The 24,312-nt window shown below is 55.9% G+C and carries 27 protein-coding genes and 1 pseudogene; 26 read left to right on the top strand and 2 right to left on the bottom strand.

The features are described 5' to 3' along the window. The first annotated feature begins 307 nt into the window (after positions 1–307). The 21 genes and pseudogenes from P3T24_RS31700 (at position 308) to P3T24_RS31600 (ending at position 18,545) form a co-directional block, all read left to right on the top strand. Entirely contained in the window at positions 308–865 is a 558-nt protein-coding gene (locus P3T24_RS31700) for a hypothetical protein (RefSeq protein ID WP_429440681.1), read from the top strand. Between the two features lie 108 nt (positions 866–973). Further along, positions 974–1,492, top strand: coding sequence for a GNAT family N-acetyltransferase (locus P3T24_RS31695; protein WP_429440679.1), 519 nt, complete (start codon positions 974–976; stop codon positions 1,490–1,492). Positions 1,493–1,504: 12 nt separating this feature from the next. Further along, a complete protein-coding gene (locus P3T24_RS31690) occupies positions 1,505–2,182 on the top strand; it encodes an HAD family hydrolase (protein ID WP_429440677.1) in 678 nt (225 codons plus the stop codon). A gap of 62 nt (positions 2,183–2,244) precedes the next feature. Continuing rightward, complete coding sequence (locus tag P3T24_RS31685) at positions 2,245–2,829, top strand: pyridoxamine 5'-phosphate oxidase family protein (protein ID WP_429440675.1); 585 nt, start codon at positions 2,245–2,247, stop codon at positions 2,827–2,829. Positions 2,830–2,974: 145 nt separating this feature from the next. Further along, entirely contained in the window at positions 2,975–3,331 is a 357-nt protein-coding gene (locus P3T24_RS31680) for a cupin domain-containing protein (RefSeq protein WP_429440673.1), read from the top strand. Between the two features lie 86 nt (positions 3,332–3,417). Beyond that, positions 3,418–3,864: an NUDIX hydrolase gene (locus P3T24_RS31675; protein WP_429440671.1), complete on the top strand. Its 447-nt coding sequence runs from the start codon at positions 3,418–3,420 to the stop codon at positions 3,862–3,864. 641 nt (positions 3,865–4,505) lie between these two features. Continuing rightward, positions 4,506–5,000, top strand: a complete 495-nt coding sequence (locus tag P3T24_RS31670; RefSeq protein ID WP_429440670.1) for a GNAT family N-acetyltransferase — start codon at positions 4,506–4,508, stop codon at positions 4,998–5,000. 135 nt (positions 5,001–5,135) lie between these two features. Then, positions 5,136–6,137 carry a S1 family peptidase gene (locus P3T24_RS31665; protein WP_429440668.1) on the top strand — a complete coding sequence of 334 codons (1,002 nt, stop codon included), beginning with the start codon at positions 5,136–5,138 and terminating at the stop codon, positions 6,135–6,137. Between the two features lie 164 nt (positions 6,138–6,301). Then, positions 6,302–7,753 (top strand): IS1182 family transposase, encoded by a 1,452-nt coding sequence (locus P3T24_RS31660; RefSeq protein ID WP_429440666.1) that lies wholly within the window; start codon positions 6,302–6,304, stop codon positions 7,751–7,753. 220 nt (positions 7,754–7,973) lie between these two features. Next, on the top strand, positions 7,974–8,441 hold the full coding sequence (locus P3T24_RS31655; protein WP_429440664.1) for a GNAT family N-acetyltransferase: 468 nt from the start codon (positions 7,974–7,976) through the stop codon (positions 8,439–8,441). A gap of 202 nt (positions 8,442–8,643) precedes the next feature. Then, the gene (locus P3T24_RS31650) at positions 8,644–9,135 is read left to right on the top strand and encodes a GNAT family N-acetyltransferase (RefSeq protein WP_429440662.1); all 492 of its coding nucleotides are present in this window, start codon (positions 8,644–8,646) and stop codon (positions 9,133–9,135) included. A 362-nt stretch (positions 9,136–9,497) separates the two neighbouring features. Beyond that, the gene (locus P3T24_RS31645; RefSeq protein ID WP_429440660.1) at positions 9,498–9,869 is read left to right on the top strand and encodes a GNAT family N-acetyltransferase; all 372 of its coding nucleotides are present in this window, start codon (positions 9,498–9,500) and stop codon (positions 9,867–9,869) included. Positions 9,870–10,015: 146 nt separating this feature from the next. Further along, positions 10,016–10,645, top strand: coding sequence for a hypothetical protein (locus P3T24_RS31640; protein ID WP_111936011.1), 630 nt, complete (start codon positions 10,016–10,018; stop codon positions 10,643–10,645). 551 nt (positions 10,646–11,196) lie between these two features. Then, complete coding sequence (locus P3T24_RS31635) at positions 11,197–13,023, top strand: aspartyl protease family protein (RefSeq protein WP_429440658.1); 1,827 nt, start codon at positions 11,197–11,199, stop codon at positions 13,021–13,023. A 75-nt stretch (positions 13,024–13,098) separates the two neighbouring features. Continuing rightward, positions 13,099–13,482: pseudogene (locus tag P3T24_RS31630) on the top strand (GNAT family N-acetyltransferase); the annotation flags it as partial. 142 nt (positions 13,483–13,624) lie between these two features. Further along, positions 13,625–14,185, top strand: coding sequence for a GNAT family N-acetyltransferase (locus P3T24_RS31625; RefSeq protein WP_429440657.1), 561 nt, complete (start codon positions 13,625–13,627; stop codon positions 14,183–14,185). Positions 14,186–14,485: 300 nt separating this feature from the next. Beyond that, positions 14,486–14,977 (top strand): NUDIX hydrolase, encoded by a 492-nt coding sequence (locus P3T24_RS31620; RefSeq protein WP_429440655.1) that lies wholly within the window; start codon positions 14,486–14,488, stop codon positions 14,975–14,977. 145 nt (positions 14,978–15,122) lie between these two features. Next, a complete protein-coding gene (aac(6'), locus tag P3T24_RS31615; RefSeq protein WP_429440537.1) occupies positions 15,123–15,590 on the top strand; it encodes an aminoglycoside 6'-N-acetyltransferase in 468 nt (155 codons plus the stop codon). Next, complete coding sequence (locus P3T24_RS31610; protein WP_429440653.1) at positions 15,587–16,177, top strand: DUF6886 family protein; 591 nt, start codon at positions 15,587–15,589, stop codon at positions 16,175–16,177. The genes aac(6') and P3T24_RS31610 overlap by 4 nt, the downstream gene beginning before the upstream one ends. Before the next feature lie 297 nt (positions 16,178–16,474). After that, positions 16,475–17,893, top strand: a complete 1,419-nt coding sequence (locus P3T24_RS31605; RefSeq protein ID WP_429440651.1) for a serine hydrolase domain-containing protein — start codon at positions 16,475–16,477, stop codon at positions 17,891–17,893. Between the two features lie 286 nt (positions 17,894–18,179). Next, positions 18,180–18,545, top strand: a complete 366-nt coding sequence (locus P3T24_RS31600; protein ID WP_123385749.1) for an ASCH domain-containing protein — start codon at positions 18,180–18,182, stop codon at positions 18,543–18,545. A 147-nt stretch (positions 18,546–18,692) separates the two neighbouring features. Here the strand turns inward: P3T24_RS31600 and P3T24_RS31595 are convergent, their stop codons facing one another. Beyond that, a complete protein-coding gene (locus tag P3T24_RS31595; RefSeq protein ID WP_074266787.1) occupies positions 18,693–19,433 on the bottom strand; it encodes a class I SAM-dependent methyltransferase in 741 nt (246 codons plus the stop codon). Between the two features lie 406 nt (positions 19,434–19,839). On the opposite strand from P3T24_RS31595, the gene P3T24_RS31590 reads away from it, so the two are divergent. The 5 genes from P3T24_RS31590 (at position 19,840) to P3T24_RS31570 (ending at position 23,327) form a co-directional block, all read left to right on the top strand. Next, complete coding sequence (locus tag P3T24_RS31590) at positions 19,840–20,784, top strand: class I SAM-dependent methyltransferase (protein WP_429440650.1); 945 nt, start codon at positions 19,840–19,842, stop codon at positions 20,782–20,784. Between the two features lie 338 nt (positions 20,785–21,122). Next, positions 21,123–21,518: a nuclear transport factor 2 family protein gene (locus P3T24_RS31585; RefSeq protein ID WP_429287586.1), complete on the top strand. Its 396-nt coding sequence runs from the start codon at positions 21,123–21,125 to the stop codon at positions 21,516–21,518. Positions 21,519–21,810: 292 nt separating this feature from the next. Then, on the top strand, positions 21,811–22,380 hold the full coding sequence (locus P3T24_RS31580; protein WP_429440648.1) for a hypothetical protein: 570 nt from the start codon (positions 21,811–21,813) through the stop codon (positions 22,378–22,380). Then, a complete protein-coding gene (locus tag P3T24_RS31575; protein ID WP_429440646.1) occupies positions 22,381–22,677 on the top strand; it encodes a winged helix-turn-helix domain-containing protein in 297 nt (98 codons plus the stop codon). Positions 22,678–22,718: 41 nt separating this feature from the next. After that, positions 22,719–23,327 carry a hypothetical protein gene (locus tag P3T24_RS31570; protein ID WP_429440644.1) on the top strand — a complete coding sequence of 203 codons (609 nt, stop codon included), beginning with the start codon at positions 22,719–22,721 and terminating at the stop codon, positions 23,325–23,327. Positions 23,328–23,496: 169 nt separating this feature from the next. On the opposite strand, the gene P3T24_RS31565 is transcribed toward P3T24_RS31570, so the two are convergent. After that, a complete protein-coding gene (locus P3T24_RS31565; protein WP_429440643.1) occupies positions 23,497–24,075 on the bottom strand; it encodes a recombinase family protein in 579 nt (192 codons plus the stop codon). Between the last annotated feature and the right edge of the window lie 237 nt (positions 24,076–24,312).

Raw genomic sequence — 24,312 nt, 5'->3', positions numbered from 1 at the left:
GAGGGGGCGCTTTAGCCTTGCCGTCACCCGCCGAAGCCGTTGTAGGCGCTTCTCGCAAGCCGATTTCGAAAACTTCGGATTGATGCGTGCGTTTTGACACGGCCTCGGCCAGAAAGAGACATTCGACGAGCAGGGCAGAATTGCTGACAATCCCCCGTCTGAGCAGATGCATGGAGCGCTGGATTTGGCATCGAAAGGCTACGCGACTAAGTTGCAGACCGCATAAGACCGGTATCGGGAATTCGAAATCTATTTCGCATACCTGAGAAATAGATTTTCAAAGACGGTTGTTGAAAAATAATGTCTGATGCAAACTTCGACGCTAACGGTAAATCAGCCGGCTCAATATGGGGCCGTCAGGAATATGCAAAGTCTTGCGGGTGCGACAGTCAATTCAATGGACATGACAGATCAGATAGTTTTGATAGCGCTGCAAGTTTTTCAGGTTGCCTTCCTCTGGTTCCACGACTGGATTCCGCTCGGTCGACTAAACGACGTCCGCGCAGTGCGTAACCAAGACACGCTGCAGCGTCTCATAGTGGTTACTCTTATCCAGAGCGTGCCCTGGACCATAGGCTTGGTCTTCAGCGGCCTGTATTTCGGCCAGTCCTATCCGGATTGGCTGGGTAGTTGGTTGAGGGGTACGTATGTCATTCTCTTCCTAGGTGAACTATATGCCTGGTGGGTTCCTTACCTTGTCCGGGTCGATGCAAAGCGTGCCGCGCGCTATCAAATCATGTTCGGCAACACGCACTCGTTCCTACCCTTGCATAATGGAATCGTACCCAACACCTTGCATGTCGTCCTTCACGCTTCGACGGCTGCGACGCTGGTTATGTTGTTTGCTTTCTTCGACGGCAATTGATCGCCTAAGCTCGCAGGCACTGGCCGCTACCCGGCCAGTTTCGGTGCATCGAGATTGCCCGAAAACTTATCAACAATATGAATTCCCCAAGCGCTACCCGAGAAGTCAATGAAGACAAAAAGCGGACTAGAAGGGATCGAACTACGTCGTCTTACTTCCTCGGATTCCATACCTGATCTCACCCGGTTTTTGCATCGAGCATATGCCAATCTCGCAGCAATGGGATTGCGCTACATGGCGACGCACCAGTCAGAGGAAGTCACGCAGCGGCGCGTTGACGAGGGTGAGTGCTATGTAGCGATTTCTGAGGGTATCTTGGTCGGGACGATTATGTTCAAGTCAGTAGAGCAGACCAGTGGGAGTGCATGGCTCGACCGCCCCGATGTTGCCAGCATTGGCCAATTCGCCGTTGCGCCAGAGTTACGGTCGAATGGCTTGGGAGCGCGCATGATGGATCTGGTGGAGTCGAGAGGTGTCGAAGCTGGTGCAACTGAACTCGCGTTGGATACGGCGGAGCCGGCCGATCATCTCGTCGCATGGTACCGCCGTCGGGAGTATCGGTTTATAGAATATGCGCAGTGGAAGCATACGAATTACCGCAGCGTTATCATGAGCAAAGCAATCTAGCCAGGTCAGCAAATGTTCTCAGCAGCGATCTTCGACATGGACGGCCTGCTGGTCGATTCAGAGCGCGCGATCATGGACACGTGGATCGCGGTGGGATTGGACCTCGGGATCGCATTGTCGGCGGGCGATTATCTTCGGATTGTAGGGAAGTCGTCTACGGAATGTGAACTGATCCTGACGGAGTTGCTCGGTGGGGCTGCTACATTTCGGGAGGCGCTGACCCGAGTCCGGCTGCACTTGAGCAAGCCATCCATGCATCCGGTATTCCCGCTGAAATCCGGAGCACGAGCTCTGCTGACTGAGTTATCGCGAGCAGGCATTCCATGCGCTGTCGCTTCGTCATCTTCCGTGGATGAGATCAGATCGCGCCTTGGGGCCGTAGGCGTGCTGCAATTTTTTAAGACGATCGCTGGCGGTGACGAAGTCGAGCGTGGGAAACCCGATCCGGCGGTCTACAAACTTGCAGCCCTTCGGCTTGGCGTGCCGGTGGCTGCCTGTTTAGCCTTTGAAGATAGCGATAACGGCGCGCATGCGGCTGCCAGTGCCGGTATGGCAGTGGTCGTCGTTCCAGACTTAAAGCCACCGGCGACCTCTGTCGCCGAGTTGAGCTTTCGGATATTAGGGAAGCTCGACGTAGCCGTTGACCATGTTTCCGACTGGTTCACGACGCGCGACACAAAATTTGGATGAACGGCTGTCCGATGAGCAAATGGTCGCTCCCTTTCGTCAATGGTTGAATCTCGCTCGCGTATATGACCAATCCACTGCACCGTGTACTCGATCTCTTCGAACAGGCCAGTCGCGTGAGCGACCCATGTGCTATGTTTGTCACGCTTGTCACTTTGGACGACGGCGGTATGCCGGTCGCGCGAGTCATCACAGTGCGAGAAGTGACGGACAACGGCCTGATAGCATCGATCAGTGCGACAAGCCCGAAGGTTGCGCAGCTCGCTGCTGATAAATGGGAAGTCTTGTGTTTCTGGCCGTCCCTGATGATCCAGTGCCGACTTCGAGGTCATGCGCGCATCCAACACGACCAGGCGACAGTCGCCAGTTGGCGCGCGAGACCCAAAGCCAGTCGACTCGCCGATACTTACCACGCACGCGGGCGGTCGCAAAGTTCGCCGATCGCGTCGAGGGAAGTATTGCTGGCCGAGGTCGACGCCCTGGCGCGTGCCTCAGGCGACCTGACTGAATGCCCCGAGACGGTCGCGACGCTTCTACTTAAACCCACGCTAGTGGAAATTTGGCTCGGGTCTGTCGAAGACCGTCTGCACGATCGGAGGGCGTACAGCCTGACGCACGCGGGTTGGTCGGAGCAAGTACTCGTTCCTTAACGGCCTGCATCCGTCTCCGTAGGGTTAGCCATGACCTGACTGCGTCAGGCGGCAATCGCGCGGACCGTGACAGCCGACCGACAGTGCCTATGAGGTGACAGCGACCTGCTTGAATTAATGTGCTTCTCTTCTGGACTAAACGGACATGAGAAAACCGATTCACCGCAAGCTGGAAGTGACCACGAGCCACTGGGCCCTGATCAGTGGACGAAGCCCCACTGACGAGCTGTCATTTCGGTCCGAGGGGCTACAAGTCATCTTCAACGACACCTCGACACCGTGGCAGGATGCTGTGGCCCATGCCCACCGGGAAAGCGACGAGATCTACATCGTTCTCGAAGGTCCGATGGTAATCGCCGTTAACGCAGAGTTATTCACCATCGCTGCTGGTGAAGTCCTGTGTGTACCGGCAGGAACGGCACATCAGGTTATACGCGTTGAAGTTCCGCATCGTTCGCTGGTCTTGCGATCACCTTCGGTGGATGACAAGATGGAAGTGTAATCGTGCGGCGTGTTGAAGGTTATCAAGATGGGAACTCAAAAATAATTCCGAGTCTGCTCGCAAAGAGACCGTGAGGAACGAATGATATGGTAAGTCGGGAACGGTTTGCACTTAGCGTTAGTGTCTTTGCTTACGTCGAATTCGGTAACCGTGTGTTAATGCTACGCCGCTCGAATACCGGGTGGCACGACGGCGATTTCAGCCTTCCGGCAGGAGCGCTAGACTGCAAAGAGCGACTGGAAGTAGCAGTTGCTCGGGAACTCGCGGAGGAGACCGGCCTTACTGCTTCGCCAGAATCGTTCCGACTTGCCCACACCATCCACGTTCGCAATCCTGACGGGACCGAGTGGCTCGGTTTCTTCTTCGCGATACGTAAGCCGGAAGGCGAACCTGTATTAATCGAAACTGACAAACATGATTTGCTGGCATGGAAAGATAACTCGAATCTGCCAGGAAATACGATCCCTTATGTCCGCCAAGCCATAAGCTGCATTCGGGATGGAGTCAACTACTCGAGTTATGGCTGGGCATGAAATTCCTTGACGGTCGTGTTTGGTGAGGTCACGAGTCCACCACCGCCGAAGGTCCGCTATCCGTCGGGCCGAAGGGCTGTAGTGGGTCGCCTTATGCCATTTGCATGAAACGAGTACCCGAAACGATCTTCGAGTTTAGCCGTGGGGCGCAGGTCGGCCACTTTCAGTCACTCGGCTCTAGTGCCGGAATCGCTAACCATCAGCTGCGCTCGGCTCAGATTCCATCCACACTGCAATTGGCCGAACGATAGCAGCTTCTACGCGGGAAGATATATGACTAGAAAAGCGGGTGTATCGCAGGCAGCTAGCTTACTGCCGGTCACAGCGGGTTTCGTGATGATATGCGCAGCGATCGTGGCGATCCGTGGCGGTGGATTCGAAAGAGTTTGTGGCACGGCAATGGCGATAGGCTCCGCCGTGATACTCGGTGGTTACCTACTGTTCCGCTTCGGAAACGATAACCGTTAGCGAGACTGAAACTCGCCACAGCGACGATACTCGATAGGCGGAAAGCCCATTCAGGGCCGATGCAAGCAGCTCGCCGTCCGGTTGGGTGCGGCCACTTGCGGACCTTCGACAGTGCCCGACGAATCGGCAACAATCGTGAGAGATCGCTAATAACCTGGGGGAATGATCGAACCATGTGGAACCCAACTCAACAGGGGGTTAAGGAGACGGCGCTATTTGAGCTTCGATTGGCGACGGAAGACGATGTAGAGTTCGCCTTCGAGGTCAAACGCGCGCCTCTTGGCCCGCACATTACTGTTCGTTGGGGGTGGGATGACGAACTGCAGCGCCGGGTTCATGAGCAACGTTGGCGAGAACGAACATGGTTCATTATCACCGTCGACGGTTGCCGAGCCGGCACGGTCGCCATAGACGAAGCTTCTACTCATATCCAGTTTGGCGAGTTCTATCTATTGCCGTGCTATCAACGGAAGGGAATAGGTACGGTCGTCCTTCGATCGGTTCTAAGGAGGGCCGACTATCAGGCGAAGTCGGTCAAGCTCGAGTATCTCAAGTGGAACCCGGTTGCTTCTCTATATTTGAGGCATGGCTTCAAAGTCGACACAGATAACGATACGCACTTTTTTCTTGTACGCGGTCCCTTACACATGAATGGCCGCAATACCTGACCAAGCTCATCGGTCGATAGCTGTCGGTGATCGGCCAACTTGAGACGTTCGACAGTCGTCCCGAAATGGTCGACAATCGGCATTCGGGGCCAGATTGCCCCGTCATCGTTCAACTATCGATGCCATGAGGTATGCATGTCCGAAGGAATGTTCGACCCGTCTAAACTGGCCGTGCCACAGATCGACAAAGACAGGCTCATCGCATCGATGGTACGCATCATGCCAAAGACTATTCTTGTGATCGACATTGCGAACAGCAGCGAGGAAGCTGCTGCGCTCGCACGCAATGAGTCATTGCCGGACGGGTCGGAATGCTGGTTCCGCTATTTCACTCTGGACGACGTGAAGAAGATCGATGATCCAGTATTCGCGATGGGGATGGTTCGACACGAGTTCGCCAAACTCGTCCGGCGTAATGCAGACTGGCCGGCACGAATCGAACTGGATGGAGGAGGCAGCGGCTTCGCGATATCACCCAACGGATACGTGCTGACAAACTATCATCTTGTGACCGCGGAAGTTGCTAATCATCAGCGAGAGAACGGCGTCGCAGCAATCGAGACGCTTTGCAAATCACTCAAGGCTCAGATTGCACGGCGAGGATCGACCGGTGAGTGGGAATGGCACGACGCGCAGGCTGTATGGCTCGTATCCAATCCTCCGCAAGTAAGGGCATTGCGCAAGACCGGTGAAAACGTCAGCGAATTGCGGGAAGACACGGCGCTTCTTCGGATCGAGCCATCGCCCGAGGCATATCTGGCACTCAGCGAACGGATCGCGGAGCCGGGGGAGACCGTTTGGATGGCTGGATTTCCACTGCGTAGCGCGCGCAATAAGCAAAAGCTGAACGAACTCAACTACGCAGATGCAGACGGCTCGCTGCGGGTCTCGACTGGGAAGGTCAAGTCAGTGGACCGGTCCGATTACTTCAGAACCGACCTCGACGGTTCAATGGGCAACAGCGGCTCTCCGGTGTTCGATTCAAGCGGACAGGTAGTTGGAATGTTTTCACGCACCATCGGAGACGGCCCACGAAATGCGTTCGAATACGGTTATATCGAGCGTGTTCACGTAACGACGCAATTGGCTACCATCGGCCTTAACCTTCCCGAATTATTGAGCCAACACGGCCAATAAACGGCTCGAGTGGAGAGTCGCTTCGCGTGAACAATCGCGCTGTAACGCTCCCCGTCAACTAGACGCAGATCATGCCAATTGCATCAGACCGAGGTCGGCCGAGGCTGTGTAAAAACTCGAATGATCGCCTAGACTGAATCAAACTGCTGGAATGAGAGGCGCAGATGGGGCGATTTGTCGAAGGTGCGCAACGCAGTCAGACGACACTGCTGCCGGAGTGTCTCGATGATTTTATCGCTGAAGATAATCCTGTGCGGATTGTCGACGCATTCGTCGAAGAACTCGAACTGGCATCCCTCGGATTCGACGGAACAATGCCCGCGAGCACAGGGCGACCGTCTTACCACCCCGCAGTGCTGCTCAAGATATATATCTACGGTTATCTCAATCGTGTGCAGTCGAGCCGTCGTCTGGAGCGGGAGTGTCAACGCAATGTCGAACTGATGTGGCTGACCGGCCGGCTTGCGCCAGACTTCAAGACGATTGCCGAGTTCAGGCGGAGCAATGGTGAAGGCATTCGCAACGTGTGCCGTCGCTTCGTGATGATATGCCGGGACCTGAAGCTGTTCACACAAGCGGTCGTAGCCATCGACGGTAGCAAGTTCAAGGCGGTCAACAGCCGCGACAATAACTTCACGCCCAACAAGATTGCGCGGCGTCAGGAGCAGATCGAGCAAAGCATCCAGCGTTATCTGGACGCGCTAGAGACCGCCGATCGCACTCAGCCAGCCGAGGTAGAAGCGAAGACTGAACGCCTACGGGAGAAGATCGAGACGCTGCGTGAACAGATGCGCGATCTGAAACGCGCAGCGGAGCTTCTGAACGATCTGCCGGAAAAGCAGATCTCGCTGACCGACCCGGACTCACGCTCGATGATCTCTCAGGCCAAGGGTACGGGCGTGGTTGGGTATAACGTCCAGGTTGCCGTTGACGCCCGGCACCATCTCATCGTAACCCACGAAGTCACGAACGTCGGCAATGACCGGACGCAGTTGAGCCCGATGGCCAAAGCGGCGCGCGACGCGATGGGCAAGAAGAAAATCAGGGCACTGGCAGACCGTGGATATTTCAGCGCACCAGAGATCAAGGCATGCGACGACGCGGGTATTGCGGCCCTCGTGCCCAAATCACAAACCTCGGGGGCAAAGGCTGACGGCCGCTTCGACCGGGCCGACTTCATTTACATCGCCAGAGACGACCAGTATCTGTGTCCGGCGGGGCAACGCGCGATATACCGCTACACCTCGTTGGAGAGTGCCAATCTGCTGAAATTGCGGACCTACTGGAGCAGTGCCTGCCCACACTGTCCACTCAGAAAACAGTGCACGCCGGCCCCGTATCGGCGCATTCGCCGATGGGAACACGAAGCGGTACTCGACAGAATGCAACGCAGACTGGATCGTCAGCTTGACGCGATGACAATACGGCGACGAACGGTCGAACACGTGTTTGGCACGCTGAAGCACTGGATGGGCTCAACCCACTTCCAGATGCGCAGGCTTCGGAACGTCTCGACTGAAATGAGCTTGCATGTGCTGGCGTACAACCTCAAACGCGTCATGAAGATCCTCGGATTTGCAAAGACACTGCGAGCGATGAAGCTGGCAGGCGCGTAATCTCACACCTGCCTATGCTTGCTGGCGTGGCGCAATCAGTTCAGTCGTAGAAGGCACGAAGCTGCGAAGGCGCAGCCTCACCAGTCGCTCGACAGACTGCCGGCTCACGCGTTTTTACACGGCCTCGGCCAGTAAGCGACATTCGACGCATCGACTCAAATCGTCGACAATGCGCCATCGTTGAGTACCTGCCGTCCAACATTTGATTTCCGGTAATGCCATGAGGTCCATCCTTGTTTCAACCATAGATAACTCCAACGAGAAGATCGCCGAGGAAATTCAGGTGGTTCAATACGCTGCTTATTTGCAGGAAGCGAAACTGCTGGACGCCACGTGGTTTCCCCCACTTGAGAGGACCGCTGCAGATATTCAGCGTTCTACCGATCGTTTCTTCGGCGCGTACATTGATGAAGTGCTGATTGGAGTCGCGAGCATAGAATCGTCTGACGCTCAAACGCCACCTTCGATTTCTTCGCTGACGGTGCTGCCTCAATACCAGCGTCGAGGGGCGGCACGACAACTGTTATCGACGTTATTGGCCGCAGCCGGAACCCAGGTGGTAACAGTCTCCACAGGGGCGCGAAACGAGCCGGCTTTGGCGCTTTACTCCACCTTCGGATTCGTGCCTTTCAGATATCGAACAGTCGGCGAGGAGCAACTCCAGTTGGTCGAACTCAAGCGAGACTGACCAAAAGTGGACGGAGGCTTGTGAGCGCGACTCCACCGATGGTAGTGTCTTCGGACGCGGGGCGGGCATCACACCTTGGCCATGAAGAGACAGTCACCAGCCGGTGCCGAATCGTCAACAATTTCGACGCAGAGGACAGGTGGTAGAGTGTGGCGCTGCGTCCCCGTTAGCCTTTCCCGTGCCCGCCGAGTTGGAAAAACCAATGGCTCGTGTGATCCGCATCGTCCGATGGGACGAGTTAAGTCCAGCCCAGAAAATCGACGTTGAGAATTTGAAGATTTCCGATCAACAGATTGAATTTGCCGGGCCGATTCATCGCGCGGTGGAGGCTTGCACATCGGATTTGACTGGCGACATCCGCGGCGCGGCTATCTTCAATGGGGACACAATTGTTGGGTTTCTCGTCCTGAAGCGACGAAACGCCGCCCCGAGTTGGGTTTCAACAGGAGCCGCCGTCATTTCTGCCCTACGTATCGACTTGCGATTTCAAGGTTTGGGAATCGGAACGGCGGCGCTCCGGCGTCTGCCGGAGTGGCTTTTGGCCCAGTGGGCAGATACCAAGTCCATTATGCTTTCCGTCGACGAAGCGAATGAGGCCGGCCGCCGTTCATATGCAAAGGCCGGCTGGGTTGATCTGGGAACCCGGGACAAAGGAAGAATCGGGTGGGTTCGCTATATGAAGCGCGACCTGTAAACGGCGCTCGCCGTATCTGATTGAAATCGGTGCAAAAACGCGTTTTGGACGCTAACGACGCTTCAATCATCGCAGCTAAGGTCCGCTTTGAGCCGTTATGCCTCTTGTATGAGATCCGCATCTAACGGGATCGTCGGGCGGTGGTCGGCCAGAAGCCGCCGGTCGGGGGCGCTCTCTAAATCGTCAACAATCAGCTGCCCGGGCAACACCACCAGTCGGCGGCTCTAGTGATCTAAAATCGACGTTTATTTCCGAAACGTTCACGGTACATCATGAGTTGCCTTCCGGTCGTTCGCGTAGCAGACCGCACAGACGCTGCGGCCCTCCAGTCGTTGTATTGCCAGTTGGTGGACGATGTGAACGTGAATGTCACCGAAGCGCAGATTCAAATGATTGCGGAAGACCCACGCACTCGGGTGTTCGTCTGCGAGGTTGATGGCGACGTCCGCGCTACCGTACTGGTCTCTCTTTGCGCAGACGTGATGTACGCCGGCCAACCTTTCGCCGTGATCGAAAATCTGGTCGTCGATTATCGATGCCGCGGAAATGGAATCGGACAGGCTCTGCTACGTGAGGTCGAGCAGTACTGCTTATCGCGGAATTGTTCGAAGATGATGTTGCTTAGTTCGGCCTCCCGCGCCGACGCCCACAAATTCTTCGAACATGTCGGGTTCCGTGCCGACCTCAAGCGTGGCTTTGTGAAATACCGCCGGCAGTTTGCCCCAACCATCTGAGCGGCGCCGTCGCGAGCCGATCCGGTGGTAGGCCGTCCCGCCTTGATTTATGCGATATGCACTTGTCAACAGCCGGCCAGAACCGGCCAGTCGACGTATAGGCATGTATCGTTGACAATCTGGCAGTCGATGAATCAGGAGGGGTTATGTCCGATTACAAACTGTTGCGAGTTGTTTTGCGAGCGACCTTCGTACTGGCTGGGCTAATTTTCCTCTCGCAGGGCGCTTGGGCAGATGCCCCCTACAGTTTCATTCGAATCCAGTGTATGGGCGCTATCAACCGGCTTGAGGTCAGCACATTCATTACGTGGAATGTGTGCGACGTGGGATGCTCGCAAGCTGCACCGCTGGCAAGGCAGGGGATATACGAACTGAGGAAATTCATCCAGCAATATTCAAAACATCCCTTCGAGTGTGATCTCGGGGCGGGTCAAAAGGCTGTCGTGTCAATTCTGGACCATTGGCCCGGCAGAGATCTTCCCGGGATGGAATTCGATGTCAGTGTCGATGATAGACGGGTCGTACCGCCTCAGAGATTGGACGGTGAGGCTGAGATTGATCTCCAGGTGCAAGCGTTTCTAGGCAAGAACGATGCGTCGGGCCGGCCCATCAATCCTGCGTCGGTATCTACCAATCTCTGCTTTCTCAACGGGAGGGATCCACTTGCGCTTCCCGATTCGATGAGATGCGAGAGAACATGGGTGGGCGCCGGTGAGGGCTGGACAAAAGATGAGGCCGATAGCGCACAATACGAAAGAATCGTCCAACCGAAATGAGCGGCAGGTCAAGATCGCAAGTTCTCGACTGAACGATCAGAGTTGCTGTTCGTGACCGTCCGTTTGCGAGAAAGCCGAAAGTCTTTTATGGGTCGGCTGCTGTTCATCGTCGTTGAGCCGGCTTCGGCCACGGACGACCCATTTGGCATCGTCTATAGAACGTCAATAATCACCCGTAACGGGTGCGACCGTGACGGACTGTCGTATAACGGCTGAGGGGGTCTAAAATCAGCTTCATATTCGAGACATCACGAAACGCTGAGTTGCGTTTCGACCGTTCGCGACCTTGCGAGATCCTTGGGGGGCCTGCCGTATTTGCGAAAGAGTGACCGACAAACAAGCACGATCAGAACCTCAACAATTGACAACTTGCCTAAAGCGCTTGGGTAGCCAACTACCACTCGCAGTATTTTTGCAGACCGTACAATTTATCTTTCATCGCGCTCATATTGCCCAACCTGCCCATGCTCGTTACTGCCCTGCGCCGACGGTACCTGTCATTTCTATTTATTCGATCGTCTTGTTCAATCGTATTGTCGTTGACGGCGTTTATGGCATTGACGGCTGACGATGCGAGGGCGGACCCAGCGCCCGATATTGCGAATACGGAGCAAAGCGTCAGCAGCCGAGATAACCTCGGTTATCCAAAACAGCAGACAGACTGCCGCCCCTTTCTGATTGAAGGCACTGCCCGTTCAAAAGGTTTCGTCGGGAAATTCTTGATCGCCACCGATCCGCACGAGCAGGTAGCCACTATCCAGATTACCGATGCGGGTCCCGCAGATTTCGCGTTTGGCGTGTCGGGCTCTCGCGCATGGGTCAGAGATGCGAACGGCGTTGTCAGCGACGCGGATTTTGATGGATTTCGGCAAGGCATCGTGAGCGATGCATATTGGCTAACCGGCGGAATATCGAACAGATGCTGGCCTGCGAACATAAACTTCCTGAGAACTGAGCGGATAAATGGTGAGACTGCAGACGTGCTGGAAGTGCGGCCACAGGGAGGAAAAGTAACGACGGTCTGGGTCTCTCACGCGACGCATTTGCCGCTGCGCTGGTTACGCAGGGATGAACCGGATGTGGCGACAACGACATACGCTGACTACCGTCGCGTCAGCAATCGAATGATTCCCTTCAGACAGCGCGTGGTGGATCGCGACGGCAATAAATGGGATCTACGCGACACTCGGGTACAGACTGGTGTTGCCCCGGAAGTGATCGCTACGAAGGCTGGCAAACCCGATTCAACGTTGAGCGACTATTGGATCGACGGAGGTGGCATCACGACGATGCCGATGGGCGCAGCAGGTCTGCCTCTCGTCAACGTTTTCATCAACGGAAAAGGTCCGTTCAGTTTTCTGTTCGACACGGGCGGTGCACTTTCTATAACACCGGCTACGGCTGCGGCGGCGGGCCTCAAGTTATCTGGCGGTGCGCACGAGACAGGGATGACCGGTTCTGCAGTCACGACACGCTTCTCCAGGATAAAGGATCTGCGCATAGGGAGCGCACATCTGCGGGATCAGTATGTTTCGATAATCGACCAGGGTTCCGGAGGGGGCGTCCCGCAGATTGCCGGATCGATTGGATACGAAGTGCTCGCGCGCTATACGACGACTTTCGATTTTGCCCGGCGTACCGTGAGTCTCTCGTTGACGCCCGCTCAGGCCGCGGTCGGCAATGCGCCCGCGTCGCCTATGACGCTCGACCACACCGTCCCGGCCGTAGAAGGTGAGATGGGCGGTGCCGTAGATTATTTCTGGATCGACACCGGATTTGATGGAGCAATCCTCGTTAACCGGACGTTCGGAATAGCTCATCCTGGGGCTATGCCAAAGCGGCTGTATGACATCGGAGGGGCGCTGTCCGCTGTGGGCGGCGGCGTAGCGATCAAGGTAGGCCGGATTCCCTCGATAACGATCGGGTCGACAAATTTCGCCGACACCATTGGAATGTTTTCGAACGCCGACGGGGGCCTGAATACAGATTCAGAGTTCGCCGCTGACGTGGGCGACGTTCTGCTGAGGTCGCACGCCGTGACGTTCGATTACAGGGGGCGGCGTTTCTGGCTTACGCGACTTGACGATTCGAGCAGCCCTTATATCCTGCCTTATAACAGAGCGGGCTTCGGCATCGCATACTTGACCGGTGATGTTGCGACCGTCAGCTATATCAGAGACGGATCGCCCGCCGCAGAAGTCGGATTGCGAGAAGGGGACCACATATTCGAGATCAATGGACAGGAAGTCTCCGGACCGGTGGTCTCGGCTACCATGTCCAAGCTACGGGCGCTGAATGATGCTCTTATAAAGCTTGTCGTTCTCCGGGCTGGCGCGGTCCTCGATTTCACGGTTCAGCCACTTGACTACGTTCAATAAGCGGGAGCGACCTGGTCGGCAGGATCGCCCAGATCTCAGCACAAATGGTAGGCGTATGTGGTCCGACAAAGAGGGCCGATGTTTGACGCGCTTGACTCTGAATTGCCGTCCTCAATCAGGCGGTTGGTGATCATCAATGATCTTACCGGCGAACTGATCGGCACGATAGGGTTTCACACCGTCTCCGATGTCAACCGTACTGCGGAAATCGCTTACGACCTTGCGCCCGCCTATTGGGGAAAAGGAGTTGCGAGCGCGGTATGTTCAGCGGTGACGCAGTGGTCGTTCTCGGCATTTGGATTCGTCCGCGTTCACGGAGCGGTCCTTGAGACGAACGTGGGCTCAGCACGCGTGCTGCAGAAATGCCGATATCGACACGAGGGGCTGCTTCGCTCGTTTCGCACTGTCCGTGGCATACCAGGAAATTTCCAGTTGTATGCGCGCCTGAACGACGACTAGTCGACGGGGCGGCACTGAGGCCAAAACATTCCTTTACCGGCGAGGTACGGCCAGGAACGGACCTTCGACGTCGCCGCAAGAATCGCCGACAATCTAACCTACTCCCTCCGCGTGCTGTTAAGGTCGACCAAACATTAGCCCAATGACAGAATTGCATATTCAAACAAACCGGTTTCTACTTCGAAAGCCTCACTTGTCTGACGCTTCGGCAATCTTTGACGCCTATGCGCAGGATGATCTCGTCGTTCAGTATCTCGTCTGGCGCAAGCATGCGAACATTGAAGCGACGAAGCAGTTCGTCACCTATTGCATTGATCAATGGACCTCAGGACAGTCTCAGCCATTTGTCATACAGGATCGTGATACCGAGTGTGTCGTCGGAATGATTGAGCTCCGTCGTACCGGTCATCGGGTAAATCTTGGGTACGTCTTAGCGCGTAGTTATTGGGGAAAAGGCTGCATGACCGAAGTATGCGCGGCGGTCATCGAATTTCTGTTTTCGTCAAATCCGCCGACCTTTCGCATCGAGGCAGTCTGCGATCTCGAAAACGTTGCGTCCGCACGGGTGATGGAAAAGCTTGGGATGAAACGAGAAGGCGTCCTTCGCGCTTATATGATGCACCCCAACGTTTCGCCAATGCCGCGGGATGTCTATGTGTATGCTCTCGTGCAAGACGATCAACGGATTAAGGATATCGAGTAACCCGCAGCTCCCTGCCGCTGATCGGCGATGGGCAGAGCGCGCCAGGAACCGCCGTTCGACGCCAGCAGCTAGATCGACAACAATTGAATACTCGGGTCCGTCGGTAATCTGACAGCGTCACAACGATATCGGAACTTCTGAATGAGCGCGCTGTAGCGATAGGCTAGTCGCCGCTGTCCACAAATTCCGGGTTCGGCCATGAGCCGACGTTCGACGTGAGGGCCAAGATCGTCAACGATCGACCACGCGTCAAAATGCCTAGCCCAAAATGGCAGCTCACAAATCTTCGAGCTCAAGATCATGATTTCGTTTGACACCGGAAGTCATCGTTTCAATCTGAGGGCTGCCGCCGTCATCTATCAAGACGAATACGTGCTGCTGCATCAGGTAGAGGGGGACGACTTCTGGTGTCTTCCCGGAGGCCGGGTCGAGCCTGGAGAACATGCCGCACAGACGGTCATCCGTGAGATGCGGGAAGAGGTTGGCGCTTCCGTCCACATCGAGAAAACTCTCTGTATCGTCGAAAATTTCTTCAGCCATAACGGACGGCCAAATCATGAGATTGGCCTCTATCTCATTGCGCGCCTGGAAGCTGGATCGCCGTTGCTGGATTTGACGGTTTTGCACCATGGGTCCGAGGGGAGCAAGCGCCTTACATTCTCGTGGGTTGCTCGGCAACGGCTGTCTGAAATTGAGGTACGCCCCGTCTTTCTTCGTGAATTGCTTCAGGTCGATCGTGTCGACCTCGCACACGTGATCCAGCGGGAATCGCATTTCGAAATCTCATACTGAGCGAATGCCCCCCGCTGGTCGGTTACAGGAAAAGCGTCGGATCGCATCGTTCGGCCACAACTGGCCGTTCATTGCTCGGTCAGATGGTTGACAATCAGCTATTCTGCTTAGGCACTGTACATCTCATAGGCGACGACTTACCGGCATGCCTCCATTTACCTTTACAGTTCGCGCTGCTTCGCCACGAGACACCGCAGGGTGGTCATCGTTGCGGCGTCTGCTCTGGCAACACGTGAGCGAGGACGACCACATTAGCGAAACTCAGCGATTGCTTGCCGACCCACATCGCTATGCGAACTTCATCGCTTTTTCTTGTGAAAACTCGCTGATTGCGTTCGCAGAAGCCGCACTGCGCCACGACTACGTAAACGGTTGCAAGACGTCGCCCGTGCTCTTCTTGGAAGGCATATACGTCGTTCCGGCTGCGCGCCGAGTTGGCATTGCGAGGGCGTTATGCACCGCCGCCGGTCAGTGGGGCTCAGCGCACGGCTGCACGGAGTTCGCGTCCGATACACAGATCGACAATCTCGACGGACAGGCGTTGCACCGAGCCCTCGGCTTCGAGGAAGTCGAGCGTGTCGTCTTCTTCCGAAACCGCCTCATTGCAAAATGACAATGCGCCTTTTTCACTTTAGCGACGATCCGGATATAACGATATTCCACCCACGCCCCGTTCGGGTCGCTGTCGATAGACCAGCGGGGCAAGAACGGCTGAACGGGCCACTCGTCTGGGCAACGGACGAGGCACATGAGTTGTTGTACCTCTTTCCGCGCGAATGCCCACGCATTGTTGTTTGGCCCACGCAATACACAAGTGAAAAGGATCGAACTGCATGGTTCGGCGAGACGACTAACCGCCGTGCTATTGCTCACATTGAGCGTGCGTGGCTGGATCGTCTCACTAGTGGCGTCATCTATCGTTACCATCTAGCTGCTGATCAGTTCGAGGATATCGACGACGCGGGAATGTGGGTTTCGAATATCCCTGTCGTTCCGTCGCATATGGACGTCCTTGATAACTTGATCGCTGAACTGGATTCACGGAAGGTTGAGCTGCGAATCATGGGTAGTCTCACACCCCTGAAAGAAATCTGGCAAACGACCCTACACGCCAGCGGAATAAGATTGCGGAATGCGCAGGGCTGGGGAAAACCGGGCTGGACCCACTCGAAGCCCGGAAGAGCAGTCGCGATTAAGTAGCGTGTGACCGCTTTCGAGAATCGCGACTGCCTCCTGTGGGTCGCTTTATGCCCGCTGCAAGAGAGGCTGCGCCCGAGGCGATCGTCGCGCTCTGTCGTCGGGCGCTAGGCGGCTAATTTCGGACCTTGGTTACAACGCCCTACATTGCAATCCGGTCAGCATCGCGCGCCGCCGCATGCTTTCCGCCTCGATGGATAGCCAGTACAGTATGGGAGTATCGCCTCTGACGCTGAGGCGAGGCTTATTGACGCGCCGACGCAACCATTCGTCGCGGTTCGAACAACGCACAGGATTGTTATGCCAGATACCGGCTCCCCGATGCATAACCGGGGTACTGCACCGCAGCCAGATGGCGACGCACGCATTGAGGGGCTGTTGGTGGCGATCAACTCCAACAGTCGTCAGTCCCTGCTGGATTTTTTGCGCGTCCATGTGGCTCTGCGGTCCTCCAGTCCGACGACTGTGGACGAATATGCTGACTGGTTTGTCTCTTTCTCTCGTTTATCGCAAGGCATCGTGCTGCGGGAGATCAAGCCGGTAGAGACGAGCGATTTCACTCAGACGGTAGTTGTAGAGGACCGCATTTACTCCGCTACACATGAATTCCATTTGCGCTTTGAGCCGTTTGAGGACGGCAAGATTCTGGAGATTGAGGTCGGCCCGAGTGAGATGCAGTGCATCGCCAGGTCGCAGGCCGATTGTTTGGGACAAGTCCAGGATCTATGCGATCGAGGCGCTCGCGCAGGAGTGTTCTCGGGAACCGTGCTTATCGCACGCGGATCTGAAGTGCTGTTTGAATATGCATGCGGAGCCGCAAACAAGAGGTATGACGTGCCCAACAATCCGGACACTAAATTCAACCTTGGTTCGGCTAACAAGATGTTTACTGCAGTGGCGGTGGCCCAACTGGTGGAACGCGGCCTTCTTAGCTTCACGGATACCGTCGACCAGTACATTGACGACACCTGGCTACCGGCATCGGTGACCCGCCGCATCACGATTCATCATCTGCTCTCGCATACCTCGGGGTTGGGTAACTATTTCAACGAGACATTCTTCAGCGGCTCACGTGCCCGGTTTCGTGCCATCGACGACTTCAAGCCACTCGTGCGCGATGACCTTCCCGCCTTTACGCCGGGTGAACGATTCGAATACAGCAATAGCGGAATGCTGCTAGCCGGAGTGATCATCGAGCGGGTGACGGGCATGAGCTACTACGACTATGTTCGCGAAGCGATCTACGCACCGAGCGGTATGCTCGACACGGATTGCTACGACATCGACGCCCCGGTTCCGAATCTCGCAATGGGCTACATCCCGCTTGTCGATCCGCCGGATCGTCGGAGCGCATCTGGTTGGCGCGAGAATATTTTCGAGCATGTCGCCAAAGGTGGGCCGGCTGGCGGTGGCTACTCGACCGTGCGCGATCTACACCGGTTCGCCAACTCGCTTATTTCGGGCGCCCTCGTGGGCCCGGAAATGCGTCAAGCTCTCTGGACCGATTACGCTGGCGTGGGCTATGGCTACGGTTTCAATGTCGAAAAGACGGCATCGGGCACGATGATCGGTCACGGCGGCGGGTTCCCCGGAATCAGCGCGAGTTTCAGGGTAGCCCTGGACACTGGATACGTAGTGATTGTCCTGTCCAACTACGACATGGGTACGTTCGGGCTTGCCCGTTGTATCGAGCACGCTGTTGACCAGATACAGCAGTGAACTGCACTGTGACCTGATATATGCGAGATCTGCGATACGTTGCCGCTTAGGGATCTAGGGCCCAAGGACTGGCGAGGCGCGAATGGCCGCTTTCGGCAAAGACGGGGGCCGCAGTGGGTCGCGTGCTGCCGATCGAAACCGAGCGACCCCGAAGAGGGGTATGCCAATTGCATGAGGCAGCGCGCGGCCAACTGCGGACCTTCGACAAGATCGCGGGAATCCGCAACAATCTTTTCTAAACCGTCGTTAGACTTCCGCTGTTTCCATGTTTCAAAGGTTACATGCAATGCCACATCATGCGCTGTCGATTGTGACGCCCGCCGTCGATGACATATTGGAGGGAAGGAAGCTTGTAGAAATTCGCTCATGGGCTCCTCCTGCGCTCCCTCTAATTGACCTCGTACTGGTGCAAAACAGTGTTTTCTTGCGGCAGGACGGGCAGGAAGACCCTAAAGGCGTCGCTCTCGCATTGGTCGACGTCGTTGGGACGCATGATTGGACGCCAGAAGAGGCTCTTTCGCAAGGCAAGCAATGGTGTGCGGGCTATATTTGCTGGGAGTTGCGGAATGTGCGAACGATTGATCCGGCTGTTCAATGCGTCGCAAAGCGGGGGATTTATGCTTTGGAGTTAACCGCAACCCCAGAAGCATAGGTCCGTCGCCCGCTATCCAGAAAAATGACGTATCGCTTCGCACCGTGATTCCGTCGTCGGACGTGGTTCGGCCAGGAACGGCCAGTGGACGCATCCTCTCAGATTGACGACATTCGGAGCTATTTCTCGCTATGAATACCGAGATGCCTAGCAGCGTGCCCGAACACAGATAAACGCAGGGGTCATAGAGAGTTCTGCGTAATGCTCCGGGTCGACGGTCTTCATCTCTTCAAGCGGTTTTGGCTCGACGAGCGACTCCAGATTCCAGCCACTTTCGACCAAATCGTTGAGTATGGCTGCAAGCGGGCGTCGATACGACTGAACGAACGGCTTTGGTTCGCCGAAGCCGCCCCAGTACATGCCGAAGCGGGACGTATCGAAGTATGTCCAGGCTCCGTGCGTCCGCTCGTCCATCCAGTCGCGCATGGGATGAGACATCGAGAACACCAATGTTGCGCCAGGACTGGCGACCCTTCTGAATTCTTTAAACACTGGAGCCAGGTCTGCAACGTAGTCGAGCGCCAAGGCACACACGATCTTGTCGAATGACGCATCTTGCAGCCAGTTCAGTGGTTCAGCTAGATTGCCTTCAGCCAACGTGACCGGAAGTCCGGCGCAACGTATGCGGGCAAGCTCGACCATCCGTGGCGTGATGTCAAATGCGTGGACCGTCGCTCCATTGCGGGCGAAGATTTCGCTGAAAATTCCCGGTCCGCATCCCGCATCCAAAATGCGCAAACCGGAGACATCTCCGACTAAAGCAATCGTCGCGGGGCGTTCGTAAAGCGCGTTGTGCGCTTTCGTTGGTGCTACCGAAGCATAGCGATCTGCAAATTCTGCATACGCAGCCAGGCCCAAGGAGGTCGATGATAAGTCCGTATCTGCCATGGATCGCTCCGGGAAAATGGAGCGCGATTATAGTTTGTCAAATTGACTCGCTCAAAAATTTTCGGTGAGCACATATTCGGCGTATATAGCTAAGACCATTGCATCGGACTGAGCTACGGCGGCCGTGATCGGCCAACAACGGTCAATCGGCATGCATCCGTAGATTGTCGACAGTCATTCGGCATTTCGCAACCGTTCATGTCGCGCGTGTCCGTGCGCAAGGAGATATTGCGTCCCGTATTTCGTCCGAGTATCTTTGCAGGCCAGATCATCAACTGAAACAGGAATTTGTCCTTGTAACTTGACCTTGTGCGTATTGCCACACATAAGCCGCTTAGCATGGGTTTTCTGCCGAGCGTGTTTTCGCTCGTTTGTCGAGCGTATGCACAATCAAAAGGTCAATAGCATGAACGAAACAGGTCATTCAGAAGAGTATTTCGGCGATTACCGCGATCATTGGTGGAACGCGGATTTCGTCAATTTGATCGCCCAGCGGTTGAATTTGGCATCGAAGCACTCCGCGCTCGATGTCGGATGCGGATTGGGGCATTGGACGCGGATCATCGCGCCGCACCTGGCCGCAGGTGCGATAGTGCATGGCGTGGACACGGATCCGAAGTGGGTGCGCGATGCTCCCGCGTGGACAGCCACGATGCGTGATCGAGGACTGGACGTTCGTGTCGAGTATGGCGATGCGCTATCACTTCCATTCGCTGACGCCAGTTTTGACTTCGTCACGTGCCAGACAGTGTTGATTCACGTAAGCGATCCTCAGCACGCGATGCGCGAGATGCTTCGTGTTCTGAAGCCAGGCGGATTGCTTCTTTGTGTAGAACCCGACAACCTGTGTGCGACAACGATGCGCTCATCGTTCGGCGACGAATTCACCTCGAAAGAATGTGCAGAAGGTTACGAGTTCGCCTTGACAATCGAGCGTGGACGTCGAGTACTGGGGCGCGGGGATCATTCACTTGGCGGACTTGTTCCCGGCTATTTCAATCAGGTCGGCCTCCAGCAAATACGGACATGGATATCGGATAAGGCTATTCCGCTTTATCCGCCGTACGAACGAGCGGAGCAACGAATCATTGTTGACGGTATGAAAGCGTGGCAACAAGCTGACGACCCGGCTCGGAAATCAGAGACGCGGGGGTTCTTTGTTGCCGGAGGCGGCGATGCCTCGCAATTCGATGCACTGTGGGCGAGAGATGTTGAGAACCAAGCACGATATGCGCAGGCCATCGGCGCTGGATCCGTTGTGCTTGGCGGTGCAGCATTGATGTATCTCGTTAGCGGCATCAAGCCGAACCTGTCGCCAGGTGCCGAAGCAGATGTCGCTCGGCGAGCTTAAAGTAAGTTAGTCGGCGTGTTTGGCTTTTTGACGAGAGGCCGGTCACTTGCGACGGTAAGTGACCGGCTCAATTGATCTGATCCGAACCTTATACGCGTGCTGGCGAGCCGAAGTACGCTTGGACGATCTGCATTGATTGATGCGGGCGGAGGGTCTGCTTAGGAGAAGGATGAAAGGCAGGAGCGGGTCGCGTCCTGCCGATCGCGGCCGTTTGAGATTCAGCCAGTCCAGCCGCGCGCATAAGACAGTGATCGGCCAACAGGAGACGTTCGACACGGGCGGCGGAATCGCTGACAATCTCGAATCACACGTCCTTCAATTTGCCGAACGCAGCAACCATGACAGAAGACACTAACGATATCTCGGTGCTCGTCCGTGAGTTTTGGACGCTCATGGGTTCAAACGACTTTGCATCCGTGCAGGCGGTGTTAGGTGAGCAATTTATCCTTGAATGGCCCCAGTCGAACGAACGCATCCGTGGTGCCGCGCGGTTCGCACAGATGAACTCGGAGTACCCTGCGCAGGGTCCGTGGCGCTTCGCAGTGAACAGAGTCGTGGCTAACACGGTTAGTGAAGCAGTATCCGATGTGACGGTTACCGATGGATCTATGACCGCGCGAGCCGTATCGTTTTTCTCAGTCGAAGCCGGCAAAATCACTCGCATCGTTGAATATTGGCCGGAGTCATATGCCGCCCCCGCCAATCGTGCGCATCTTGTCGAGCGCATCGAGTAGGTGACCGCGTATAGCCGGCGTTGTGCCGGTTAGACCACCGCCGCGAACCGGCCAGTTTGAGTCGTTCGGCATCAAGGGGCAGATCGTCAACAATCGGCACGCATCATAAGATTTTCTCTGTTGCCAACTTCAGACCTGGCCCCACAAACAAGCCCCCATTGTCTAGCCCATCAGCGTGGTCGGGTACTTGCCATAAGCCACTTGGCCAGTTGAGAGCCCCTAAAATCCCGCTTGCAACAGAATACTCTGTGATATAGAGTTATCTACATCAACACGACGAGGATACCAGGCGATGCCAATTTCATCGGAACAAGCAGCACAGGCGTTGCGCGAGGTCGAGCAGACGCGAGCACTGAGCAGCACTCTCTATGGATATCAGAAAGCCTCGCCGCATCTTTTCCTGTGGGGCTTTATCTGGCTGATGGGTTTCAGCCTGAACGATTTCTTCCCCAGCCACATTAATCTGGTTTGGATTCCGTTGAACATTCTCGGGATTGCATGCGGCACCTATATGGCTATCAGAAACCCTCGCGCGCGAGACGAGCCAGGCATGAGCAAGATGAACCAGATCTGGCGCTGGCTGGGTTCGATCTTCACCATTATGGGTTTCTTCGTCGCGGTCCAACTGGTCATGCAGCCTACGGCCGAGCGCCAGGTTGTGTCCCTGATGATGCTGATCGTCTCGATGTTCTACTTGCTGCGCGGTCTGTGGGGCAGCCCGCGGATGGGATGGACGGGCATAGCGTTGGCAGCGTTGACTGCGTATGGCTTTTACGAAGTGCACGCGCATTACGACTTGTGGATGGCGGTGGTGGGCGGTGTTTCTCTAATCCTCGCTGGCTTCTGGATGAGGAGAACCTGAATGACGCAAATGGACGAGACCATCCACCAGCCGGTTCGACTGAAGATCATGGCAGCCCTGAAGGCGTTACCTAAAAATGAGCAGATCGAATTTGTGCGCCTGCGGGAAATTGTCAATGCGACGGAAGGCAATCTCGGAGCGCACATCGCGACGCTAGAGAAATCCGGCTATATCGAGGTAGTCAAGGATTTCAACGGCAAGAAGCCGCGCACCCGGGTTGCGATGACCACGGCGGGGCGACGGGCCTTCCAGCAGTATGTCGATCACTTGCGAAGCATCCTCGACGGTGGCGAGTAGAAGATCTACCGGGCTGCGTCTCATCCTTCTCAGGAGTTGCGATGAAATATAGAGAATCGATTCAAGTGTTCCGAGCATCGGATCAGATGGTCTTCAGTGCGATTGGCTCGCTCTGGATGGTGGGTTGGTGTCTGCAAAAGCATGCACAGGATTTGTCGACGCTGTGCGTGGTATTCGTGGCCGGTGCCGCGATTTTTCTGTGGGCCTGGTGCGATCACCGTGCCGCGCGCAGTGGCGTCGAGGTTTACCGCGCGCGCCGCTCTCAATCTGCGCGCGAATCAGGCGCGGGATCCGCTTTGGAAGGTCTGCTATGCGGCGCCGGGCTGTTGTTCAATCTGGTGTTCGTGCTTGAACTGCTTGGCCATCCGGGTTGGCTGCTGCCGATCCTCATGGTGCTGACAGGACTCGCTTGCTTCGCACTTGGCAAGGCCGCGCAGCACCGACCGCATTACCTGACCGGTCTCGCATTGCTCGTGGTGGGACTCGCGTGCCCGTTCATCGCAGCGGTGCCCAATCTTGCTGTCGCGTGTTTTGCGGTCGGCAGTATCTTGTGGATCAGCGCCCTGTATGGTCTGTTCGTAGGGCACTTCAATGCGGGCCGAGTTGTTGTGTTGGCCAACCGTCGGTCGCTCGCACTGTCCTTGCGTTAAGAGCTGCTTTTGCGAAGCTGATACCAGCGTGGTGAGAGGTCGCCGAACGAAGACTGGCGGTACGCTCGCCATTTATCGGGAATGCATAGGCCGACTTTGTAGTCGCGATTGGAAGTGGATCAACCGTGAATGTCCGCTCTCAGGAATATTGATCGTCCCTAGTGGGTCGTCAACGGTCCGTCGGCGCTGCGCAATATCTGTGTACCGTTACGCGGTCAATACCGAATTCCCGCGCGAGCGCAGTGCGATTCTCGCCAGCATCAAAGCGCCGCCTCAATTCGGCCTGCTGTTCAGCCGTGAGCTTCGGCTTACGGCCTTGATATTTCCCACCTTCCAGACGAGCACGCGCGATACCTTCGCGCTGTCGTTCCTTCCTGATCCCGTGCTCGAATTCCGCAAATGCGGCGAACATGGTCAGCGCCAGTTTGCCGGCCGGCGTGTCGGTATCAAATCCCTGCATGAGGATGACCAGACGCACACCTCGCGCGCTCAGCGCGTTGATTTGTGTCAGTACGTCAACGGTGCTGCGGCCAAGCCGGTCGAGCGCGTAGACGACGAGTGTGTCCCCTTCGCGGAGGTAGGCCGCGCACTTCGCCCAGCCGTCGCGGCTGTCGGCGGCGGTGGTGCCGCTCGTCGCCTGGTCAGCAAACTCCTTTCCAACTTTGAAGCCAGCGGCGGTGATGGCCTGCCGCTGGTTTTCGACCGTCTGCCCGGCGGTCGAAACGCGCAAATACGAAATGATGCTCATGGTGGTGATTGTTGTCGTTGTTGCAATAGGGTATATATATTATTTTGCATCGAACCCTATATATTTGCAACATAATACGCAACGGTTTAACTTTGCTTAGGCGTGTGGCGTTGGCGTTTAGCCAAATGCAACACAGTGCAGTCTGTCCATCCTTTGTCGCTGGTTGTGGTCGATGCAGCCACCGTTACTCGCTACAGACGCACGAAACCCCTTGAAACGGAACCCATTTAATGTGTA

It is taken from the genome of Paraburkholderia sp. GAS33 (genome assembly GCF_050436645.1).
Classification (GTDB): Bacteria; Pseudomonadota; Gammaproteobacteria; order Burkholderiales; family Burkholderiaceae; genus Paraburkholderia; species Paraburkholderia phenazinium_B.
Note: the sequence above shows the minus strand (reverse complement) of the source record. Positions and strands in the feature narration are given on the sequence as shown.

What these genes read in the sequence shown, in the direction of transcription:
- P3T24_RS31700 (WP_429440681.1), top strand. Translation starts at nt 308, where the DNA reads ATGCAAACTTCGACGCTAACGGTAAATCAGCCGGCTCAATATGGGGCC.
- P3T24_RS31695 (WP_429440679.1), top strand. Translation starts at nt 974, where the DNA reads ATGAAGACAAAAAGCGGACTAGAAGGGATCGAACTACGTCGTCTTACT.
- P3T24_RS31690 (WP_429440677.1), top strand. Translation starts at nt 1,505, where the DNA reads ATGTTCTCAGCAGCGATCTTCGACATGGACGGCCTGCTGGTCGATTCA.
- P3T24_RS31685 (WP_429440675.1), top strand. Translation starts at nt 2,245, where the DNA reads ATGACCAATCCACTGCACCGTGTACTCGATCTCTTCGAACAGGCCAGT.
- P3T24_RS31680 (WP_429440673.1), top strand. Translation starts at nt 2,975, where the DNA reads ATGAGAAAACCGATTCACCGCAAGCTGGAAGTGACCACGAGCCACTGG.
- P3T24_RS31675 (WP_429440671.1), top strand. Translation starts at nt 3,418, where the DNA reads ATGGTAAGTCGGGAACGGTTTGCACTTAGCGTTAGTGTCTTTGCTTAC.
- P3T24_RS31670 (WP_429440670.1), top strand. Translation starts at nt 4,506, where the DNA reads ATGTGGAACCCAACTCAACAGGGGGTTAAGGAGACGGCGCTATTTGAG.
- P3T24_RS31665 (WP_429440668.1), top strand. Translation starts at nt 5,136, where the DNA reads ATGTCCGAAGGAATGTTCGACCCGTCTAAACTGGCCGTGCCACAGATC.
- P3T24_RS31660 (WP_429440666.1), top strand. Translation starts at nt 6,302, where the DNA reads ATGGGGCGATTTGTCGAAGGTGCGCAACGCAGTCAGACGACACTGCTG.
- P3T24_RS31655 (WP_429440664.1), top strand. Translation starts at nt 7,974, where the DNA reads ATGAGGTCCATCCTTGTTTCAACCATAGATAACTCCAACGAGAAGATC.
- P3T24_RS31650 (WP_429440662.1), top strand. Translation starts at nt 8,644, where the DNA reads ATGGCTCGTGTGATCCGCATCGTCCGATGGGACGAGTTAAGTCCAGCC.
- P3T24_RS31640 (WP_111936011.1), top strand. Translation starts at nt 10,016, where the DNA reads ATGTCCGATTACAAACTGTTGCGAGTTGTTTTGCGAGCGACCTTCGTA.
- P3T24_RS31635 (WP_429440658.1), top strand. Translation starts at nt 11,197, where the DNA reads ATGGCATTGACGGCTGACGATGCGAGGGCGGACCCAGCGCCCGATATT.
- P3T24_RS31625 (WP_429440657.1), top strand. Translation starts at nt 13,625, where the DNA reads ATGACAGAATTGCATATTCAAACAAACCGGTTTCTACTTCGAAAGCCT.
- P3T24_RS31620 (WP_429440655.1), top strand. Translation starts at nt 14,486, where the DNA reads ATGATTTCGTTTGACACCGGAAGTCATCGTTTCAATCTGAGGGCTGCC.
- P3T24_RS31610 (WP_429440653.1), top strand. Translation starts at nt 15,587, where the DNA reads ATGACAATGCGCCTTTTTCACTTTAGCGACGATCCGGATATAACGATA.
- P3T24_RS31605 (WP_429440651.1), top strand. Translation starts at nt 16,475, where the DNA reads ATGCCAGATACCGGCTCCCCGATGCATAACCGGGGTACTGCACCGCAG.
- P3T24_RS31600 (WP_123385749.1), top strand. Translation starts at nt 18,180, where the DNA reads ATGCCACATCATGCGCTGTCGATTGTGACGCCCGCCGTCGATGACATA.
- P3T24_RS31595 (WP_074266787.1), bottom strand. Translation starts at nt 19,433, where the DNA reads ATGGCAGATACGGACTTATCATCGACCTCCTTGGGCCTGGCTGCGTAT.
- P3T24_RS31590 (WP_429440650.1), top strand. Translation starts at nt 19,840, where the DNA reads ATGAACGAAACAGGTCATTCAGAAGAGTATTTCGGCGATTACCGCGAT.
- P3T24_RS31585 (WP_429287586.1), top strand. Translation starts at nt 21,123, where the DNA reads ATGACAGAAGACACTAACGATATCTCGGTGCTCGTCCGTGAGTTTTGG.
- P3T24_RS31580 (WP_429440648.1), top strand. Translation starts at nt 21,811, where the DNA reads ATGCCAATTTCATCGGAACAAGCAGCACAGGCGTTGCGCGAGGTCGAG.
- P3T24_RS31575 (WP_429440646.1), top strand. Translation starts at nt 22,381, where the DNA reads ATGACGCAAATGGACGAGACCATCCACCAGCCGGTTCGACTGAAGATC.
- P3T24_RS31570 (WP_429440644.1), top strand. Translation starts at nt 22,719, where the DNA reads ATGAAATATAGAGAATCGATTCAAGTGTTCCGAGCATCGGATCAGATG.
- P3T24_RS31565 (WP_429440643.1), bottom strand. Translation starts at nt 24,075, where the DNA reads ATGAGCATCATTTCGTATTTGCGCGTTTCGACCGCCGGGCAGACGGTC.